Source organism: Bifidobacterium sp. LH_426, from assembly GCF_056356875.1.
In genome coordinates, this window is the sequence record NZ_JBKEVB010000001.1 from 468,291 (window position 1) to 484,481 (window position 16,191).

The window sequence follows — 16,191 nt, forward strand, 5'->3', positions numbered from 1 at the left end:
AATAGATACCGTGACTAATCCACAGGAAAGGAATCCACGATGACGAACACATCCAAATATCCGATTCGGACGCAAAGAGGCCAGGCCGCGGCCCCCCTTCGTGTACGTGACTTCACCCTGCTCGTCGCAGGCCTCGGCATATCGCTCTTCGCCAACCTCATGCTGCGGTTCGCCATGTCCATGTGGGTGCTTGACGAGACCGGCTCGGCGGCGGCGTTCGCCTCCATCCTCACCGCGAGCATCCTGCCCACGATCCTGCTCTCGCCCCTTGGTGGCGTGGTGGCGGACCGCACGAACCGCCGGACCGTCATGGTGATGCTTGACGCGCTCTCCGCCGTGACGGTGATTGCCTGCGCGGCGGTCTTTTCGGTCATCGGATTCAATCTGGGGGCAATCGCCGTGATGCAGGTGGTGCTCGCCGTGCTCGATGCCATGGAGACGCCTACGGTGCAGGCGGCGCTGCCGCAGATGTTCCGCTCCCATGGCGAGGACGTGATGCGGCGCGCGATGGCCGTGGTGAACGTGGTGAACCAGACGAGCACGCTCGTGCCGGCCGTACTTGGCGGCGTGCTCTACACGGCGGTGGGCGTGATGCCCATGATGGGCATCACGATCGCGGGGTTCGGCACGGCCGCCGTCGTGGAGTGCTTCATCCGGCTCGGTGCCCCCGCACGCGCGGACGGTGGGCGCGCCTCGGCTTTGGACGATCTGCGCGCGGCCGGACGTTTCCTCACCCGCGAACGCCCTCATGTGCTGCACCTGGTGCTGATCTGCGCAGCGCTCAACTTCCTGGTGACGGGCTATGCGGAGGTCGGCTTCCCCTACATGGTGCGGACCGTGCTGGGCTTCGGCTCCACGGCGTATGGTCTTGCATACGGTCTCGTGGGCGCATCCGGTCTGCTTGGCGCGCTCGTCGGCGGGAGGATTGCGAAGTCGCTTTCCATGCGGCGATTCCCGATGTCAATCGCCGCGTTCTCGCTCACCATCCTGCCCCAGACGCTCGTCATGACGCTTCCCGCAGGCGGGGGAGTGCGCCTCGCGGTACTCACGGCGAGCACCTGCGGAACCATGGTCGCCATCACCCTCGCGAACCTCATCGCCGTGCCGGCGATCCAGATGGACTGCCCCGAGGACATGACCGGCAAGGTGATGTCGCTTGCGCTCTCCGCGAGCATGTGCGCGCAACCCCTCGGACAGATCGTGTACGGCTGGGCGTACAGCGTCTATCCGGCGGGAATGGTCCTGGCGATGACGCTCGTTCTGGCTGTCGCGATGCTGCCGCTGATCGCGCACGTGGCCCAGCGGTTCTAGGGTGGGCTGTTTCGGCACGGTTTCGGCGCACCGTTCAATGTCATTGTGCACGCCCACACTGTTAAGTACATCCAGCGCGCCGGAGCTATGGAACCTGACTTTGCCCTTCGGCATAGTTTAGCTTTTCAGTATATTGGATGAGCAAGGCTTCCTTACCTCTCGAACCCGTTATTGGCTCTGGAGCGCAGGGAGCCTTTCCATCAGTCTTCTGTATATGTAGCTTCGACGCTCATGTCCCATGCAGTCAACTCCGTGCCGCCGTCGGTGGAACTGGATGGTCAACCACGTGGTACGGGTATGCTTTGTCATCGCTGATGATGATTTAGCAACCGTCGAGAGCCCCGCCCGCAAAATCGCGGGAAGCGAAACACGGTGTTCCACATCATGCCGTGTAAGGCCGGTTAGAATCGTTCGCGTTCACGTACTGGCCTTCCACGGTGGTGCTCGTGCACGCGCGGATGCCGTCCAGCGTGCCCGCCAATCCGGAGTGGGCAGCGGCAAGTCGGGAGTGACCGGTCGTCATTCCGTCGAATTCTCGTTTGGCAGGGGTACCTTCCCGTCGTTCTCCGGAGGCAACTGGCGTATGAGGGGTGCCTAGGGGTGCTGCATCGAGGTACATTACGGCCGTTGCGGCGCCTGCTCCTCGGATAAGCCTTAATCAAGTACCCCTCGTAACGCAGGTGGATGTCCGGAGCGGTGAGGATGTACCCCTGCCAAGCGGGAAAGAGAAGCCCGGATTCGGACAAGCCCGACAAACCCACTCCTATATACCAAAATGTGAAGAGCCGTTGAAGCTCAGCGGGATCTCCGGGAAGAGACGCCCGCCGGTGTTGGACACGCGCAGCTTGCGAAGCTCGTTCGCGAGCGTGCAGGACAATGCCGCGCCGTTGATGTTCACGCGCAGCAGCTAGTTGGCCTATTCAGGACGTTTCAACATACGCAGCAGCAACGAAATAAATATGAAACACTACCATGGTGTAATTAAAAAAAGGAGTAATATGTCAATTCAATATAATTCAGCAAGACGTAACATAATATCCGAACAACAAGGGGTTCTTCTCTTTAAGAGATACCTACTGGGGCATAATTTTACACCATTTGATTGGCCACTGGAAAACGACAATGGCGTCGATGTGATTGGCATAGCATCATTGCCGCCATCAGAACTCACTCCCACAAGCACTAGATATACTCCTGTAGCCACAAGCCTTTTGGCCGGATTCCAACTTAAGTCATCTTCGGAAAGAGATAAGCCTCAAGATATTCCTGTAGGCAAACACAAAGATTACTGGATGCATGGAAGTTTACCTATATTCCTTGTCAATGTTTTAAATAAGACAAATTCCATATATATTGAAGATGCGATATCTGCGCTGCAAGATGATAATCTGGACAGTGTAACCGTCGATACAAGAATAGACGAGCCAGATGGATTGTTGGTTATCCAGCATGTCTGGGCCCGGACGGTCGCATGGTCATTGTGCCCGTCACTTGGTCGAACGCTTCGCAAACGGACGCTAAGAGATATTAAGAACTATCAAGGACCAAACTCTCAGACCGATCCCGTTTCCCCCTCTGTCTGGTCTTTTATCGCCAACTCCTTCTTTTCTGGAGATGGCTTAATGATTCGATCATGGAATGAAAATTATTCTTTCTTCAAGTTCATGGATGTAATGTTTCTCAATGATGATTTGAGGCAAGATTTTGTTGCACAGATTTCCAATGTAGATGAGGAAAAGAATTCATATACTCCATCGAATGTATTTGGTGTACTATATTTACTGATTGAGATGTATACCGATTTTGGGAGGTTTCAAATAGAAATAAACAGCGACAGTGAAAAAGAACTTAGTTACAGAGAAAAAGAAATTAGTTTTTGTTTCAATACATTATGCAGTTATATTGACTGTGACGTCGGCTCCTTTAAGGAGAGAGATAGCAATAATGCAGCAGAAAGATTTTTCAAGGATTTAATCAAATATACTTACGGATCTATTTATAATATGGCGGACCATTCTGTCAAAGATGAAGAAAATGCATGGCCTGTTCTTTTTGATATGAAAAAAGCAGTATCAAATATTTTATCCACACAGGCTTTACATCAAGAGCTTAAAGAAGCCTGCGAAAATATCATCAAGGCAAAATACTCTAGAATACTCAATATGAGCGCCATTGAAGCATCTCAATGGTAATTTGGGGCGCTATTGCTGTTTTTGTGGGTAGTGGTTCGTCGTTGAGCCGTTGAGTGTGTAAGTGTGAGGGGCGTTCCCGCGCATTCTGCTCCCGACCAAAGAAATGAACCACGGAAAACGCCTAGACAAGAGCTTATTCACCCGACTACTGAACGTCAAAAACACGGTCGTCGAGGACGCGCGGATTGTCGACTCGCCCCATGCGCCCCGAGCCCGTGCTCGAGGTCCATGTGCGCCCGCATGAGGGCATGCTCCGATGCTCTCGCTGCGGCAAACGCCGCTGCGGTTATGACCGGGGCGGCGGTGCCCGCCGTTGGCGTCATCAGGATTTCGGCTGCTGGCAGGTGGAGCTGGTCGCCGACATGCTCCGCGTGGACTGCCCGGAATGCGGGATCGTGGTCGCCCAAGTACCATGGGCGGAGCCCGGCAGCCGGTTCACGCGCGATTTCGAGTCGGAGTGCGCGTGGCTGATGAGCGCCGCCAACCAGAAGACGGTCAGCGGTTTCCTGCACGTGGCGTGGAAAACCGCGGGCAACATCGCCCGCAGGGTCGCCGAGCGGTTGAGGACGTCGATGCCGTGCCCGTTCGACGGCCTGCGCGCGATCGGCGTGGACGAGACCAGCTACTGCAAAGGCCACACGTACATCACCGTCGTCGACCACGAACGCCACCGCGTCATCTGGGCGCACGACGGGTACGGCAAGGACGTGTTCGGCCGGTTCTTCAGGGCACTCACACCCGAACAGCGCGCCTCCATCCGGGTCGTCACCGGGGACGGCACCCGCTGGATCGACTCATTCGTCGACGAGTGATGTCCGCAGGCGGAGCGCGTGCTCGACGGATTCCACATCGTCGGCTGGATGACCGGCGCGCTCGATAGGGGCCGCAAACGCTTGTGGAACCATGCGAGGCGCAACGGCGACGAGGAGGCGGCCAGACGCATGCGCGGCGTCAAATACGCGGTCCTGAAGAACCTCGACGGCCTGACCGGCAAACAGAACGAGACGCTCGACGGCATCGGGAACACGGACCCGAAAGGCCAGCTCTACCGCGCCTGGCAGCTCAAGGAACTGCTGAGGACCCTGCTCGGACACCCGATCGGACAGGCCCGGGAGAAGCTGAACCACTGGGTGTTCTGGGCGTCCTACAGCCGTATTCCCGAAATCGTCGAACTCTCCAGGAAGATCCGGCGACACCGGTCCGACATCCTCAGAACCATCCGGCTGGGCTATTCCAGCGCCAGGCTCGAGGCGTTCAGCAACAGGATCAAGGTCGCCATCCGCATGGCTACGGCTTCCACCACGTCACCAACCTCATCGCCCTGATCATGCTCCGATGCGGCGGACTCAACATACGACTACCACAACCAAGAACCTAACCCACGAAAACAGCAGAAGCCTCTTCTTCGGCTTGCTTTGCCATTCGATGCTCCTGCCATCCCCATCTCGTTGCATGAACAATGCACCAGCTAACAGTTCCTGAACTCGTACGGAATTTCGCCCTTTAGACACCGGTAACGACTCGTCTACCCCCATACTCCATGGATTGCATGCGGGCCGCGTCTTGCCAGCAAGCTAGCTGGCAAGACGCGGCATATGCCGTCAATAGCAGAGAACGCGTCTACGTACGGGCTGTCAACAAGCACCGTAGCGTACCGAAGGGTGTCTCTCGCGACTTTCCATTGAATTCCTGATGTGTTGGGGGTGTATCCAACTCCTCCCAACGCCCCGCCTGTTGATGCCCCATCGTTTCGTGAATACCGCATAAGCAGCAAAGCGTCTGTCTGCTCGTGCGGCTACGGCTTCACTGAGCCCCATGCGGGGGCATTGCGACGGTAAAGTGTGTTCCGGACCCTGAATGTGCCTCCTTCAGCGGCGATTCAGGGCCACTCCGCTCATTCGCCGTTACATCGAAAGGACCCCGCGCATGCTCGTCGCCGCCTGCATCTTCGCGATTCTTGCAGGATTGCTCCATGTCGTCATCTTCATTCTGGAATCGTTCCGTTGGACGAAACCGAGGACGATGGAGATTTTCTCCATTCGATCCACCCAAGAGGCCGAGGCCACGAAGGAGATGGCGTACAATCAGGGCTTCTACAATCTGTTCCTCGGCATCATGGCCATAGTGGGATCGGCATTGTCGCTGTCCGGATACCACATCGCAGGAGTGACTCTGATAACCGCCGGGACCTCGTCCATGGTCCTCGCAGCTCTGGTATTGTCCATCGGCAGTCCTGACAAGCGAGGTGCTGCGATCAAGCAATTCGCATTCCCCGCGATCGCTTTACTGCTTATGGGTGCTGCCATCCTGTTCTGACGAATCCGACTGTTCCGGTTGGTTCGGCACGAATAAGACACGCCGATTTGCGTTTCCAGAACCATCTGGTAAATTATTCGACTGTTGCAAATGCGACATCGGACCATAGCGCAGTTTGGTAGCGCACTTGACTGGGGGTCAAGGGGTCGCGGGTTCAAATCCCGCTGGTCCGACCAGATGGTCCGGAATCTCAGCGGTTCCGGACTTTTTGCATTCCATGACATGCCATCCATTCTCTCTCTTGGAACGCAATGGGAGCGCCCACCCCGACACGCCTCATATCGCTGGCGTGTCGTCCCGCATCACGCCGCCATCATCTTCGAGCGCTTGCATCATCCCCAGTACAGGGAATATCCTTGGACAAACGAAGGGAGTCTGTCATGTCAGAGCCGAACCAGACAGCACCTCAGGCGCAGCAGCCTGAAACAGAGATTCCGCAGTCCGAGTCCTCCGCCGTGGAACGGAGCGCATACGACGCGTACACGCAACAGTCGTACGTCCCTCCCGACGCCGAATGGCAATCCTACACGACGATGGGGGAGCACCCTCAGCAACCCGTATCCGGGCAACCCGGATACGGATATGCGGCACAACAACCCCAGCCGCAGATGGCGTACCCGTACGCCCAGCAGCCTGCGCCGCCGTATGGGGCACCCTACGGCTACCCGCGGCCCGTCTACACGGACCCCGCGGACAGCGGTTCGTTCGGATGGGCGGTCCTGGGATTCTTCGTCCCCGTCGCCGGTCTCATCCTTTGGCTGGTCTGGAAGGACACGCGCCCGTTGGACGCGGCGAAAGCGGGCAAGGGCGCGCTCGTGTCGGTCATCCTGTCGGCCGCGCTCATCGTCCTGTACATCATCTTCATCATCGTGATCATCGTCGTGGGACTGTCGGCGAGCTCCGCCGCCGGGGTCCTCGCCGCCGCGGCGATATGACGTCGTCCCGAGGGCGTGATTCGCGAGCATCAGGCGGAAGCGGCGTGTGAAAGCGCTTGTTTCCGCCGATTTCATCCTATCGTTCACCATTTCTACACGCCATGTTTTCCGGCATGACGATGGCGTTCTTCCAATATCCGGTACACTGGTCGTCTATCGAATAGTCGTAAAGGAGAGATAGTTGTCAGACGTTTTCGATAAGTCCGCCGCGAAGATGCGCGATCACGGCATGAGCGAAATGGCCATCAGCCAGTTCAGGCATCTGTACGATGTGTGGCGCAACGACGAGGGAGCCACCTGGATCCAGGAGTCCGACGTCGAGCCTCTCACCGGCGTCCCGAGCTTCCACGACATCTACGACACGATCGATCACGACAAGGCCGTCGGGGCCTTCGCCAAGACCGCGTTCCTCAAGCTCAACGGCGGCCTCGGCACGTCGATGGGCCTCGACTGCGCGAAGTCGCTGCTGCCCGTGCGCCGCCACAAGGCCAAGCAGATGCGCTTCATCGACATCATCCTCGGTCAGGTGCTCACCGCACGCAACCGTCTGGACGTCGAGCTGCCGCTCACCCTGATGAACTCCTTCCGCACTTCGGCGGACACGATGAAGGTGCTGCACCACAACCGCAAGTTCCATCAGGAGGACATCCCGATGGAGATCGTGCAGCATGTGGAGCCGAAGATCGACCTGGCCACCGGCGAGCCGGTCTCGTTCCCGCAGAACCCCGACCTCGAATGGTGCCCGCCGGGACACGGCGACCTGTACTCCACCATCTGGGAGTCCGGCCTGCTCGACAAGCTGGAGGAGCACGGCTTCGAATACCTGTTCATCTCGAACTCCGACAATCTCGGCGCCCGCCCGTCCCGCACGCTGGCGCAGTACTTCGAGGATTCGGGCGCGCCGTTCATGGTCGAGGTGGCCCGCCGCACCGAGGCCGACCGCAAGGGCGGCCACATCGTCCGCGACCGCAAGACCGGCCGTCTCATGCTGCGCGAGATGAGCCAGGTGCGCCCCGAGGACAAGAAGGACGCACAGAACATCGACAAGCACCCGTACTTCAACACCAATTCGATCTGGGTGCGCGTCAGCGCGCTGAAGGCGATGCTGGCCGAGCATGACGGCGTACTGCCGCTTCCGGTGATCCTCAACCACAAGACCGTCGACCCGACGGATTCGTCGACGACGCCCGTCCTGCAGCTGGAGACCGCCATGGGTGCCGCCATCGGCCTGTTCGACGGCGCCATCTGCGTGCAGGTCGACCGCATGCGCTTCCTGCCGGTCAAGACCACCGACGACCTGTTCATCATGCGATCCGACCGATTCCACCTGACGGATACGTATGAGATGGAAGACGGCAACTACATCTTCCCGAACGTCACGCTCGACCCGCGCTACTACAAGAACATCCACGACTTCGACGAGCGCTTCCCGTACAACGTGCCGTCCCTCGCCGCCGCCAATTCGGTGACCATCGAGGGCGACTGGACGTTCGGCAGGGACATCATCATGTTCGCCGACGCGAAGCTCGAGGACAAGGGCGAAGCCCGCTACGTACCGAACGGCGAATACGTGGGTCCGCAGGGCATCGAACCCGACGACTGGATCTAAAAACACAAAAAACGGAGCCAATTTTGGCGAAAAGCCGACGACTCCGGAAAAAACACCGTAATATAGATGGAGGTTGCGCTCACGAGGCGCAGTTGAGATTTAACCTTAACGATACGTGAGGACTAATGGCAGAGGGTAGCACCGGGAGGCGGCGTTTTTCCGACAAGTGGGGCAAGCATGAGCTTGATGTGTTGGCCGTGTTGTCATCCGCGTTCCCGCAATGGCTCACCTCACGTCAGATCGCACAGCGCGTGAAGGCGTATGCCGACTCGTACGGCGAGTTGGCCGATCAGGCGGCGAAGGCGGCATTCGCGAAGCAGTTCCAACGCGACCGTGCGAAGCTGGCCGCCATGGGCATCGCCATCGAGTCCCGTCAGCCCGAATACTCCTCCAAATCGGAGGGGCAGGACTTCGCCTCGTATCGTCTCCAGCTCGGCGACGAACCTCGGATTCGTCTGAGGTTCGAGCCGGAGGACATGTCGGTGCTCGCGGCGGCCAACTATCTCGCCCGCTCCATGTCCATGTCGAGCGACCACGAGCAGCAGTCCGGCAACGCCCACGCCTCGCGCACGGCTCCACGCGTGCCGCAGACCCCGATTCCCGGCCTCGGACTCGATTCGATCGCCCCGGGCCTCGGCACGCAGACCATCCCGGACGCGCTGGTGAAGGTCATCGACTCCCGTCGCTTCGCCGCCACCATCGACGTGGACGGCGAGCACATCAACGTCGCGTACACCGATTCCGATGATTTGGCGATGTATGTGCTGGAGCATCCGGGAGCCTCCATCGTGAGCCCGCAGGAGGCCGCGGACGCGTTCCACCGCCGTCTCAAGGCCGCGGAGGACATGCGTTCCGTCGAGGATGTGATGCGCGACGGCTCCATCGCGGCAGAATCCCGGGAAGGTTCGGACGCGGCCGATCCCGATGAGAAGGAGAGCGGCAAGTCCCACGGCAAGAAGGCCTCGTTCCAGACCGGCAGCGAGGTGGACCGCCGTCTGAGGCTCATGCTGTTCCTCTCCGCCCATCTCGGCGAGGAGTTCTCGCTCGAGGAGCTGGCCATCCGGTTCATCGGCAAGGCGAAGACGCCCGAGGAGCTCAAGAAGTCCGTGAACGTGATCCACAAGGATATCAACACGCTCACCACGGTCTCCGACGACGGCGAAATGGCGGGCAGCCAGTTCTTCGACATCGATTGGTCCCTGCTGGACGCCGAAGGCATCGTCTCCGCCACGAACTCGCTTGGTCTGGAACGTCTTGCGGGCATTTCGCCGCAGTATCTGAGCATGCTGACCGCATCGGTCAGCTATCTCGCGCATTCGCCGCTGCTCCCGGACGAGCAGCGCGCCCAGGCCGAGAACCTCTACCATCGTCTGCATCAGCACGTCAAGCCGGGGCAGACGCCATGGCTGAGCCTGACCGGATACGAGCTCGAACCCCATAACTTCGGCACCGTCAAGCGCGCCATCAACGCGAACTCGCTGCTGGACATGACCTACACGGACGGCGCCGGCAACACGCGCCGCCGGTTGGTCGCACCGGTCAAGATCTACGTGGATGAAGGCGTGTACTACGTGGCCGTCTGGACGGACGTGTCCAAGGCTGCCCCGGAGGACAAGCTCAACCTGGTGCTCAGGAACCCGGCCGTCAACAGGGCGAACGGGAAGCCCCGCACATGGCAGGTGCTGCGCATCGCCCGCATCGAACAGGCCAAGCTGGTCGAACCGACCACGGCGCTCGACATTCCGGAGATGCCGTTGAGCGAGCTTCGCAAGTGGAGTTTCGACAACGGCACCGCCGCCACGTTCATCACCGATGCCAAGGACTCCGGATTCGTGCAGAACCTTCCCGGCGCCACCGTGGAGCCCTACGGCGACGGCGAGAAGGTCGACCTCATCGTATCCTCGGATTCATGGTTCGTGGCGTTCTGCATCGCGCATGCACGCCATATCGTGGCCGTGGCCCCGGAGACGCTTCGCTCGATGATCATCGCGCGTGCGCAAAGGGAGCTGAGCGTCGTCACGCATGACGGCGACACGGTCTGAAGCGGACGCTATGCCGCTATGACGGCGCGACGGAGGAAGGAGTCACCATGCCTTGGTGGGTTTGGCTGTTGCTGGTGTTGTTCATGCTCGCGATGATCGTCATCGGCGGCGTCTATGCATTCCGTCATGGCATGGCCGCCCTGCGTACCATCTCGCGCACGGGGGAGCAGGTGACTGATCGGCTGGCCACCATGGGAGAGCCGGCCGAAATCTCCTCCGAAGACGATAAGCCCATCTTCACCCAGCCGTTGCAGGTCGCGGCCGAACGGTATGAGAACGCCCACGCCGAAGTCATCGCGCGCCGTCAGGCGACGCGTGACCGTCATGTGCAGGCATGGAAGCGATGGAAGGACGCTCTGTAGACACGATCATGGCCTCGAAGCACCATACGAACCACGTCAGCCGCAACGACGACGCCGGACGGGCATCATCGCCCGCCGCCCGATACGCGGCGTTCCGTAAGCGGCAACAGCGGCAGGCGGGGATCGCCGCACGGTTCGCCGGCACGTTGCCGTTCGAACTGGACGATTTCCAGAAGCAGGCGAACGAAGCCCTCGAAGCCGGCCGCAACGTGCTCGTGGCCGCACCCACCGGAGCCGGCAAGACCGTCGTCGCGGACTTCGCCGTCTTCCTCGCTCAGGAGCATAACGTCAAGGCGTTCTACACCACGCCGATCAAGGCGCTGAGCAACCAGAAATACCATGACCTCGTCGACGTCTACGGCGCGGATCGCGTCGGCCTGCTCACCGGCGACACCTCCATCAACTCGGAGGCGGACATCGTGGTGATGACCACCGAGGTCCTGCGCAATATGCTGTACGAGCATTCGACGACGCTCGACGCGCTCCGCTACGTCATCCTCGACGAGGTCCATTACCTCGCCGACCGGTTCCGCGGTCCCGTGTGGGAGGAGGTCATCATCCATCTGCCGGAGCGGGTACGCATCGTGGCGTTGTCCGCGACGGTGTCCAACGTGGAGGATTTCAGCCAGTGGATCTCCTCGGTGCGTGGCGAGACCGAACTCGTCGTATCCGAGAAAAGGCCCGTGCCGCTGGAACAGCATGTGATCGTGCAGAAGGACGACCGCACCGAACCCGAGATCATCGACCTGTACCGTCGCGGAGGCGACGGCGACCAGACCCCCAAACTCAACCCGGAACTCGCCAACAGACTCGACCAGTTCGACCGCATCGCGGCGCGACTCCAAGGCGAGGAACGCCCGCGCAGGCACGGTCGCCGGGGGGATCCACGCGGTGGACGCGGCCGGAACGGCGCGCCCGCGCGCAAGCCGGAACGCCACGTGCCGCGACGTTGGGCGGTCGTGGACGAGCTCAACTATCTCGACATGCTGCCGGGCATCTACTTCATCTTCTCCCGCAACGGCTGCGATCAGGCGGTCGAACAGTGCATCAACGCCGGTCTGGAGCTCACCACCGAAGAGGAAATGCACCGCATCCGCCACATCGTGGACGAAATGGTGGAGGGGCAGCTCTCCCAGGCCGATCTCAAGGCGCTGGGCTTCTCCCGGTTCCGGTTCGCGCTCGAAGAGGGCTTCGCCTCGCATCATGCGGGCATGATCGCCCTGTTCCGCCAAATCGTCGAACGGCTCTTCGAGGAGGGGCTCGTCAAGATGGTGTTCGCCACGGAGACGCTGGCTCTGGGCATCAACATGCCGGCCCGCTGCGTCGTCGTGGAGAAGCTGGAGAAGTTCAACGGCACCGGCCACGTCGCGCTGACGCCGGGGGAGTTCACCCAGTTGACCGGCCGTGCGGGACGACGCGGCATCGACACCATCGGCCATGCCATCGTCGTCGACCATCACGGGTTCGTGCCGGCCACGGCGGCCGCGCTGTCCAGCAAGCGCGTCTATCCGCTGCACTCCAGCTTCAAGGCCACGTTCAACATGGCGGTGAATCTTCTGAACTCCAGCGACTACGAGACCTCGCGCGTGACGCTTGACCATTCGTTCGCGCAGTGGGAGGCGAACGCCTCCGCGTGGCAGCTGGAATCGCAGATGGACACGCTCGAACACGCCATCGAAGGGTATGAGAAGGCGTTCGCCTGCGACCATGGGGACTTCCGCGGATTCATGGATCTGCGCATGCGACTGAGCGATTTGGAGAAGACCGAACGCAACCGGCTGAAGCGGACCGTGTTCCGCTCCGATGAGGAGCGGTCCGAGGCGTTCCGTGATCTCGACCGCCGCATCGGCGAACTGCGCAGGGCCGATCAGCATCACCCGTGCCGGGAGTGCCCCGATCTGCAGCAGCATCTCAAATGGGGGCATCGTTGGATGCGCGAGATGCGCGAGCTGAAACGCGTCAGGGAACGGTACGACTCACGCACCGGTTCGGTCGCACGCCAGTTCGACCGCATCTGCGACATCCTCACCGGGCTCGGCTATCTCGAGGAGGTCGATGCCGGTTCGACGCATGGTCGCGATTTGAGACTTACCGAAAGCGGCCAGCTGCTGCGTCACCTGTACAGCGAACTCGACGTGGTGCTCGCCCAGGCGATCCTCACCGGCGCGCTGGACCTGCTGCCACCCGCGGGACTCGCCGCGGTCCTCTCCTCGCTGGTCTACGAGGCCAGACGCGGCGGCGGGGGAGAACCACGGTACTATCCCGGTTCCATCCATGGTCCGATCGCCGTCGCGGCGGGCGAGCTCAAGGCGTTGCGCGACCAGATCGACATGTCGTGCGAGGATCATGGACTTGACCCGCTGCCCGATGTCGACGCCGGAATCCTGGACGTCATGTATGAGTGGGCGGACGGCCGTGACCTCGCCGACGTGCTGCACGGCACCGAACTCACCGGCGGCGATTTCGTGCGCAACGCGAAACGTCTGGTGGACATCCTGCACCAGATCGCGTCCGCCGAACCGTACATCGGTACGGGGCACGCCGATCTCGCGCATCGGGCGCGTCTCGCGGCGGATATGGTCAACCGCGGCGTCGTCGCGTACTCGGGCGTCGACTGACGGGTACGACCGGTGCCATGCGCCCGGCCCGCGATGTACGCGGTGTCGCGATGGGCATGGAATAACCGCCACGTCCGAACTGTTGCGTAATGTGGATATGTCGAAAAACAAGGAGGAACCCGTACTATGGCCGAACGCAGTCTGCGTGGTATGAGCATCGGTGCGAAATCGCTGGAATCCGACAGCAACGTCGATTTCGCCGCACGTGAGGAAGTCGCCTACGTCTGCCCGAACGGGCATCGCACGATCCTGCCGTTCGCGGAAGGCGCGGAGATTCCCGACGAGTGGGAGTGCCGCTGCGGTTCCACCGCCCACCGTGAAGGCGAGGACGCCTCCGCCAACGAAATCGCCAAGCCCACCCGCACCCACTGGGACATGTTGCTCGAACGCCGCAGCGAGGAGGAGCTCAAGGAGCTTCTGGAAAAGCGTCTCAAGATGCATCGCGAAGGTTGGATTCCCGACTACGAGTGATGCAGGTGAACGACACCTGAACTTCATGCCCGGTCAACTCGACCGGGCATAATGCGTAGAAACCCGATACAGCAACAAGGGGAGTGACACCAATGGCCGAACATCCGAAGAACGTGGTCCTGCTCGATCTGGACGGCACGCTTACCGATTCCGCACCCGGCATCCTCGCCGCCGTCACGGAGACGTTCAAGGCGCTGGGCATGGCGGTGCCCGACGACGAGACGCTGCATCGCTTCGTCGGTCCGGCCATCAGCACGTCGCTCACGCTCAACCACGTGCCCGACGACAGGCTCGACTTCGCCGTGGAGACCTACCGCGACTACTACGGCAACAAGCAGGTGTTCGACGATCCGAACAACCCGGGGGAGAAAGTCTCCGGATGCTACGTCAACAAGCTGTTCGACGGCATCGCCGAGCAGCTCATCAAGCTGCGCGACGAGGACGGGTACTATCTCGCTGTCGCCACCTGCAAGCCCGAGTACCAGGCCAAGCCGATCTGCGAACGCTTCGGCGTCACGCCGCTGGTGTCCGGCATCTACGGCGCCAGCAAGGACAGCTCGCGCATCAACAAGGACCAGGTCATCCGGTACTGCTTCGAGAACATCGGTTTCGATGCCGCCGCGGGCGACCGTGCGCTGATGGTCGGCGATCGTTGGACCGATGCGGACGGCGCCAAGGCGTGCGGGCTCGATTGCCTGGGCTGCGGCTGGGGCTACGCCGAACCCGGCGAGCTGGCCGAACATGGATGCTACCGCATCATCGACCACGTGTCCGAATTGCGAGACGCAGTGAACGAGTACTTCGCGAAGTAAGTTCATTATTTGGACGGCGCGCGTGAATATTCAACCGAATATACAGTCGACTGAATATTCACGCGCGTCGTTTCATATAGCGCCGTAAATCACAATCGGTACGATACGAATAGGGAAACGACAAAGGCGAAACGGGGACCACGGGTGCGACAGGCGGCATGCGTGGCGTATCCGTGGGTATATACGGGCGGGCGTGTGCCTGCGAAGGCACCGCAATATATCTATTCTCAATTATCCGATAATGTACGTTATGTCAGATTAGCAATGTACGCGTGTACCCCGGCATGCCTCATCATCCGACATTCATGCCGCAATCCCCAATTGTCGCCCCCGTCGGACGCTCCCCCGATCACTTCCGCTTCGCGCGGTGCAGCCGCGCATCCATCTCGCTCATCATCGCGCGTCTCGCCTGCAGGTACAGGCATACGAGCTGCACGAGAATCAGCAGGATCACCACGGCTGCGGACGGCCAACCGTACCTGACGTAGAAATCACGTACGTCCGGATCGAATCCGCCATCGGCGAACCAGGTGAACGCAAGATACGGCGTCAACCCCAACAGCGCCGATGCCACATGCGCGATCGTCACCGGCCAGCTCACCCGTGCCACGCCGCCCGCATACCGTTTCAGCAGGCCGCCTCGACGCAGGCAGATCACGATGATGTTGAGCGAAAGCACCACGTCGACGCACCACAGCGCCGCTGGAAGGATGTCCACCATGAGGCCCCCCTGAATGTCGTAATACCGGGTATCGGCTCCGAAATACAACGAATCTGACATAACGTAGTCATGCCAGATTGATTCTCCACTACGTATACGACGGCTTCAGCGCCGCGCGGACTCCTGCTCCCGCTGGAGACGCCGCTCCTGGATCTTCCTACGCATGCGCGCAGCGGTCAGATCATCGATGGGGCGACCGGTGGAGCGTTTGGCCGGGGCCTTCGTCAGATCGACGTAGTCCTCCCCTTCCAACGCCACTCTGATCTGGTGCCACAGCGATCCGACCGATACCGCGAACACCGCCTTGCCGCTTTGCAGCAGGTCGAGCATCTGCTCGCTGGTGGTGCATTCGTGCACGTGCTGACCGTCGCACATGATGGTGATGTGCTCGAGCTGGCCGACGGAACGCTGCGTGAGGAAGCTGATCGCCGTGGTCACGTTCTGCAGGTTCACGCCGGCGTCGAGCAGACGCTTGGACACGGCGAGGATGACGACGTCCTTGAACGAGTAGAGACGGCGTGATCCGGAACCGTGCGATGGCGTAATCGACGGTTCCAGAATCTGCTTGCGCGCCCAATAATCGAGCTGACGGTAGGTGATGCCGGCGATCTTGGATGCGATGGAGCCACGGTAGCCGCGCATGATGTCCTCGTCGTCGGGAGTGGCGAACAGTTCCCCCTGTACGGCGTCCTCATTGAGATCGGTACGATCCTCGAGTCGCACGTGCAGATGAAGCCGACGATCATCCTCGTCCATCGTCACTCCCCTCGCTTGTTCCCGTGCCCGGCTACGCCCTGTGGAC

At 60.5% G+C, this 16,191-nt stretch carries 11 protein-coding genes, 1 tRNA gene and 3 pseudogenes; 13 read left to right on the forward strand and 2 right to left on the reverse strand.

From position 1 onward, the window contains the following. The first annotated feature begins 39 nt into the window (after positions 1–39). From AC1AYD_RS02060 to AC1AYD_RS02120, 13 genes and pseudogenes are all read left to right on the forward strand, one after another. Positions 40–1,311, forward strand: coding sequence for an MFS transporter (locus AC1AYD_RS02060; protein WP_476544603.1), 1,272 nt, complete (start codon positions 40–42; stop codon positions 1,309–1,311). 998 nt (positions 1,312–2,309) lie between these two features. Beyond that, positions 2,310–3,503, forward strand: a complete 1,194-nt coding sequence (locus AC1AYD_RS02065) for a DUF4365 domain-containing protein (protein ID WP_476544604.1) — start codon at positions 2,310–2,312, stop codon at positions 3,501–3,503. 362 nt (positions 3,504–3,865) lie between these two features. Next, positions 3,866–4,828 (forward strand): annotated as a pseudogene (locus AC1AYD_RS02070) (ISL3 family transposase). Positions 4,829–5,429: 601 nt separating this feature from the next. Then, on the forward strand, positions 5,430–5,819 hold the full coding sequence (locus AC1AYD_RS02075) for a DUF1304 domain-containing protein (protein WP_476544605.1): 390 nt from the start codon (positions 5,430–5,432) through the stop codon (positions 5,817–5,819). A 99-nt stretch (positions 5,820–5,918) separates the two neighbouring features. After that, positions 5,919–5,995: transfer RNA gene (locus AC1AYD_RS02080), tRNA-Pro, on the forward strand. Between the two features lie 204 nt (positions 5,996–6,199). Next, positions 6,200–6,754, forward strand: coding sequence for a PLD nuclease N-terminal domain-containing protein (locus AC1AYD_RS02085; protein ID WP_476544606.1), 555 nt, complete (start codon positions 6,200–6,202; stop codon positions 6,752–6,754). A 214-nt stretch (positions 6,755–6,968) separates the two neighbouring features. After that, the gene (locus AC1AYD_RS02090) at positions 6,969–8,363 is read left to right on the forward strand and encodes a UTP--glucose-1-phosphate uridylyltransferase (RefSeq protein WP_476544635.1); all 1,395 of its coding nucleotides are present in this window, start codon (positions 6,969–6,971) and stop codon (positions 8,361–8,363) included. 125 nt (positions 8,364–8,488) lie between these two features. After that, a pseudogene (locus AC1AYD_RS02095) lies at positions 8,489–9,203 on the forward strand (helix-turn-helix transcriptional regulator); the annotation flags it as partial. 86 nt (positions 9,204–9,289) lie between these two features. Then, positions 9,290–10,405: pseudogene (locus AC1AYD_RS02100) on the forward strand (helix-turn-helix transcriptional regulator); the annotation flags it as partial. Positions 10,406–10,452: 47 nt separating this feature from the next. Further along, positions 10,453–10,767, forward strand: a complete 315-nt coding sequence (locus tag AC1AYD_RS02105) for a hypothetical protein (protein WP_476544607.1) — start codon at positions 10,453–10,455, stop codon at positions 10,765–10,767. Between the two features lie 8 nt (positions 10,768–10,775). Then, positions 10,776–13,385: a DEAD/DEAH box helicase gene (locus AC1AYD_RS02110; RefSeq protein WP_476544608.1), complete on the forward strand. Its 2,610-nt coding sequence runs from the start codon at positions 10,776–10,778 to the stop codon at positions 13,383–13,385. Between the two features lie 126 nt (positions 13,386–13,511). Beyond that, on the forward strand, positions 13,512–13,856 hold the full coding sequence (locus AC1AYD_RS02115) for an RNA polymerase-binding protein RbpA (RefSeq protein ID WP_034528258.1): 345 nt from the start codon (positions 13,512–13,514) through the stop codon (positions 13,854–13,856). 92 nt (positions 13,857–13,948) lie between these two features. After that, complete coding sequence (locus tag AC1AYD_RS02120; protein WP_476501698.1) at positions 13,949–14,668, forward strand: HAD hydrolase-like protein; 720 nt, start codon at positions 13,949–13,951, stop codon at positions 14,666–14,668. A gap of 349 nt (positions 14,669–15,017) precedes the next feature. Here AC1AYD_RS02120 and AC1AYD_RS02125 read toward each other — a convergent pair whose 3' ends face one another. Both AC1AYD_RS02125 and AC1AYD_RS02130 read right to left on the reverse strand, forming a co-directional pair. Next, positions 15,018–15,389, reverse strand: coding sequence for a hypothetical protein (locus AC1AYD_RS02125; protein ID WP_476501697.1), 372 nt, complete (start codon positions 15,387–15,389; stop codon positions 15,018–15,020). A 105-nt stretch (positions 15,390–15,494) separates the two neighbouring features. After that, positions 15,495–16,145, reverse strand: coding sequence for a MerR family transcriptional regulator (locus AC1AYD_RS02130; protein ID WP_476501696.1), 651 nt, complete (start codon positions 16,143–16,145; stop codon positions 15,495–15,497). Between the last annotated feature and the right edge of the window lie 46 nt (positions 16,146–16,191).

Bases quoted from the DNA above. Each gene is read 5' to 3' on its own strand.
- AC1AYD_RS02105 (WP_476544607.1), top strand. From the start codon at position 10,453: ATGCCTTGGTGGGTTTGGCTGTTGCTGGTGTTGTTCATGCTCGCGATG.
- AC1AYD_RS02130 (WP_476501696.1), bottom strand. From the start codon at position 16,145: ATGGACGAGGATGATCGTCGGCTTCATCTGCACGTGCGACTCGAGGAT.
- AC1AYD_RS02060 (WP_476544603.1), top strand. From the start codon at position 40: ATGACGAACACATCCAAATATCCGATTCGGACGCAAAGAGGCCAGGCC.
- AC1AYD_RS02065 (WP_476544604.1), top strand. From the start codon at position 2,310: ATGTCAATTCAATATAATTCAGCAAGACGTAACATAATATCCGAACAA.
- AC1AYD_RS02090 (WP_476544635.1), top strand. From the start codon at position 6,969: ATGCGCGATCACGGCATGAGCGAAATGGCCATCAGCCAGTTCAGGCAT.
- AC1AYD_RS02125 (WP_476501697.1), bottom strand. From the start codon at position 15,389: ATGGTGGACATCCTTCCAGCGGCGCTGTGGTGCGTCGACGTGGTGCTT.
- AC1AYD_RS02120 (WP_476501698.1), top strand. From the start codon at position 13,949: ATGGCCGAACATCCGAAGAACGTGGTCCTGCTCGATCTGGACGGCACG.
- AC1AYD_RS02075 (WP_476544605.1), top strand. From the start codon at position 5,430: ATGCTCGTCGCCGCCTGCATCTTCGCGATTCTTGCAGGATTGCTCCAT.
- AC1AYD_RS02110 (WP_476544608.1), top strand. From the start codon at position 10,776: ATGGCCTCGAAGCACCATACGAACCACGTCAGCCGCAACGACGACGCC.
- AC1AYD_RS02085 (WP_476544606.1), top strand. From the start codon at position 6,200: ATGTCAGAGCCGAACCAGACAGCACCTCAGGCGCAGCAGCCTGAAACA.
- AC1AYD_RS02115 (WP_034528258.1), top strand. From the start codon at position 13,512: ATGGCCGAACGCAGTCTGCGTGGTATGAGCATCGGTGCGAAATCGCTG.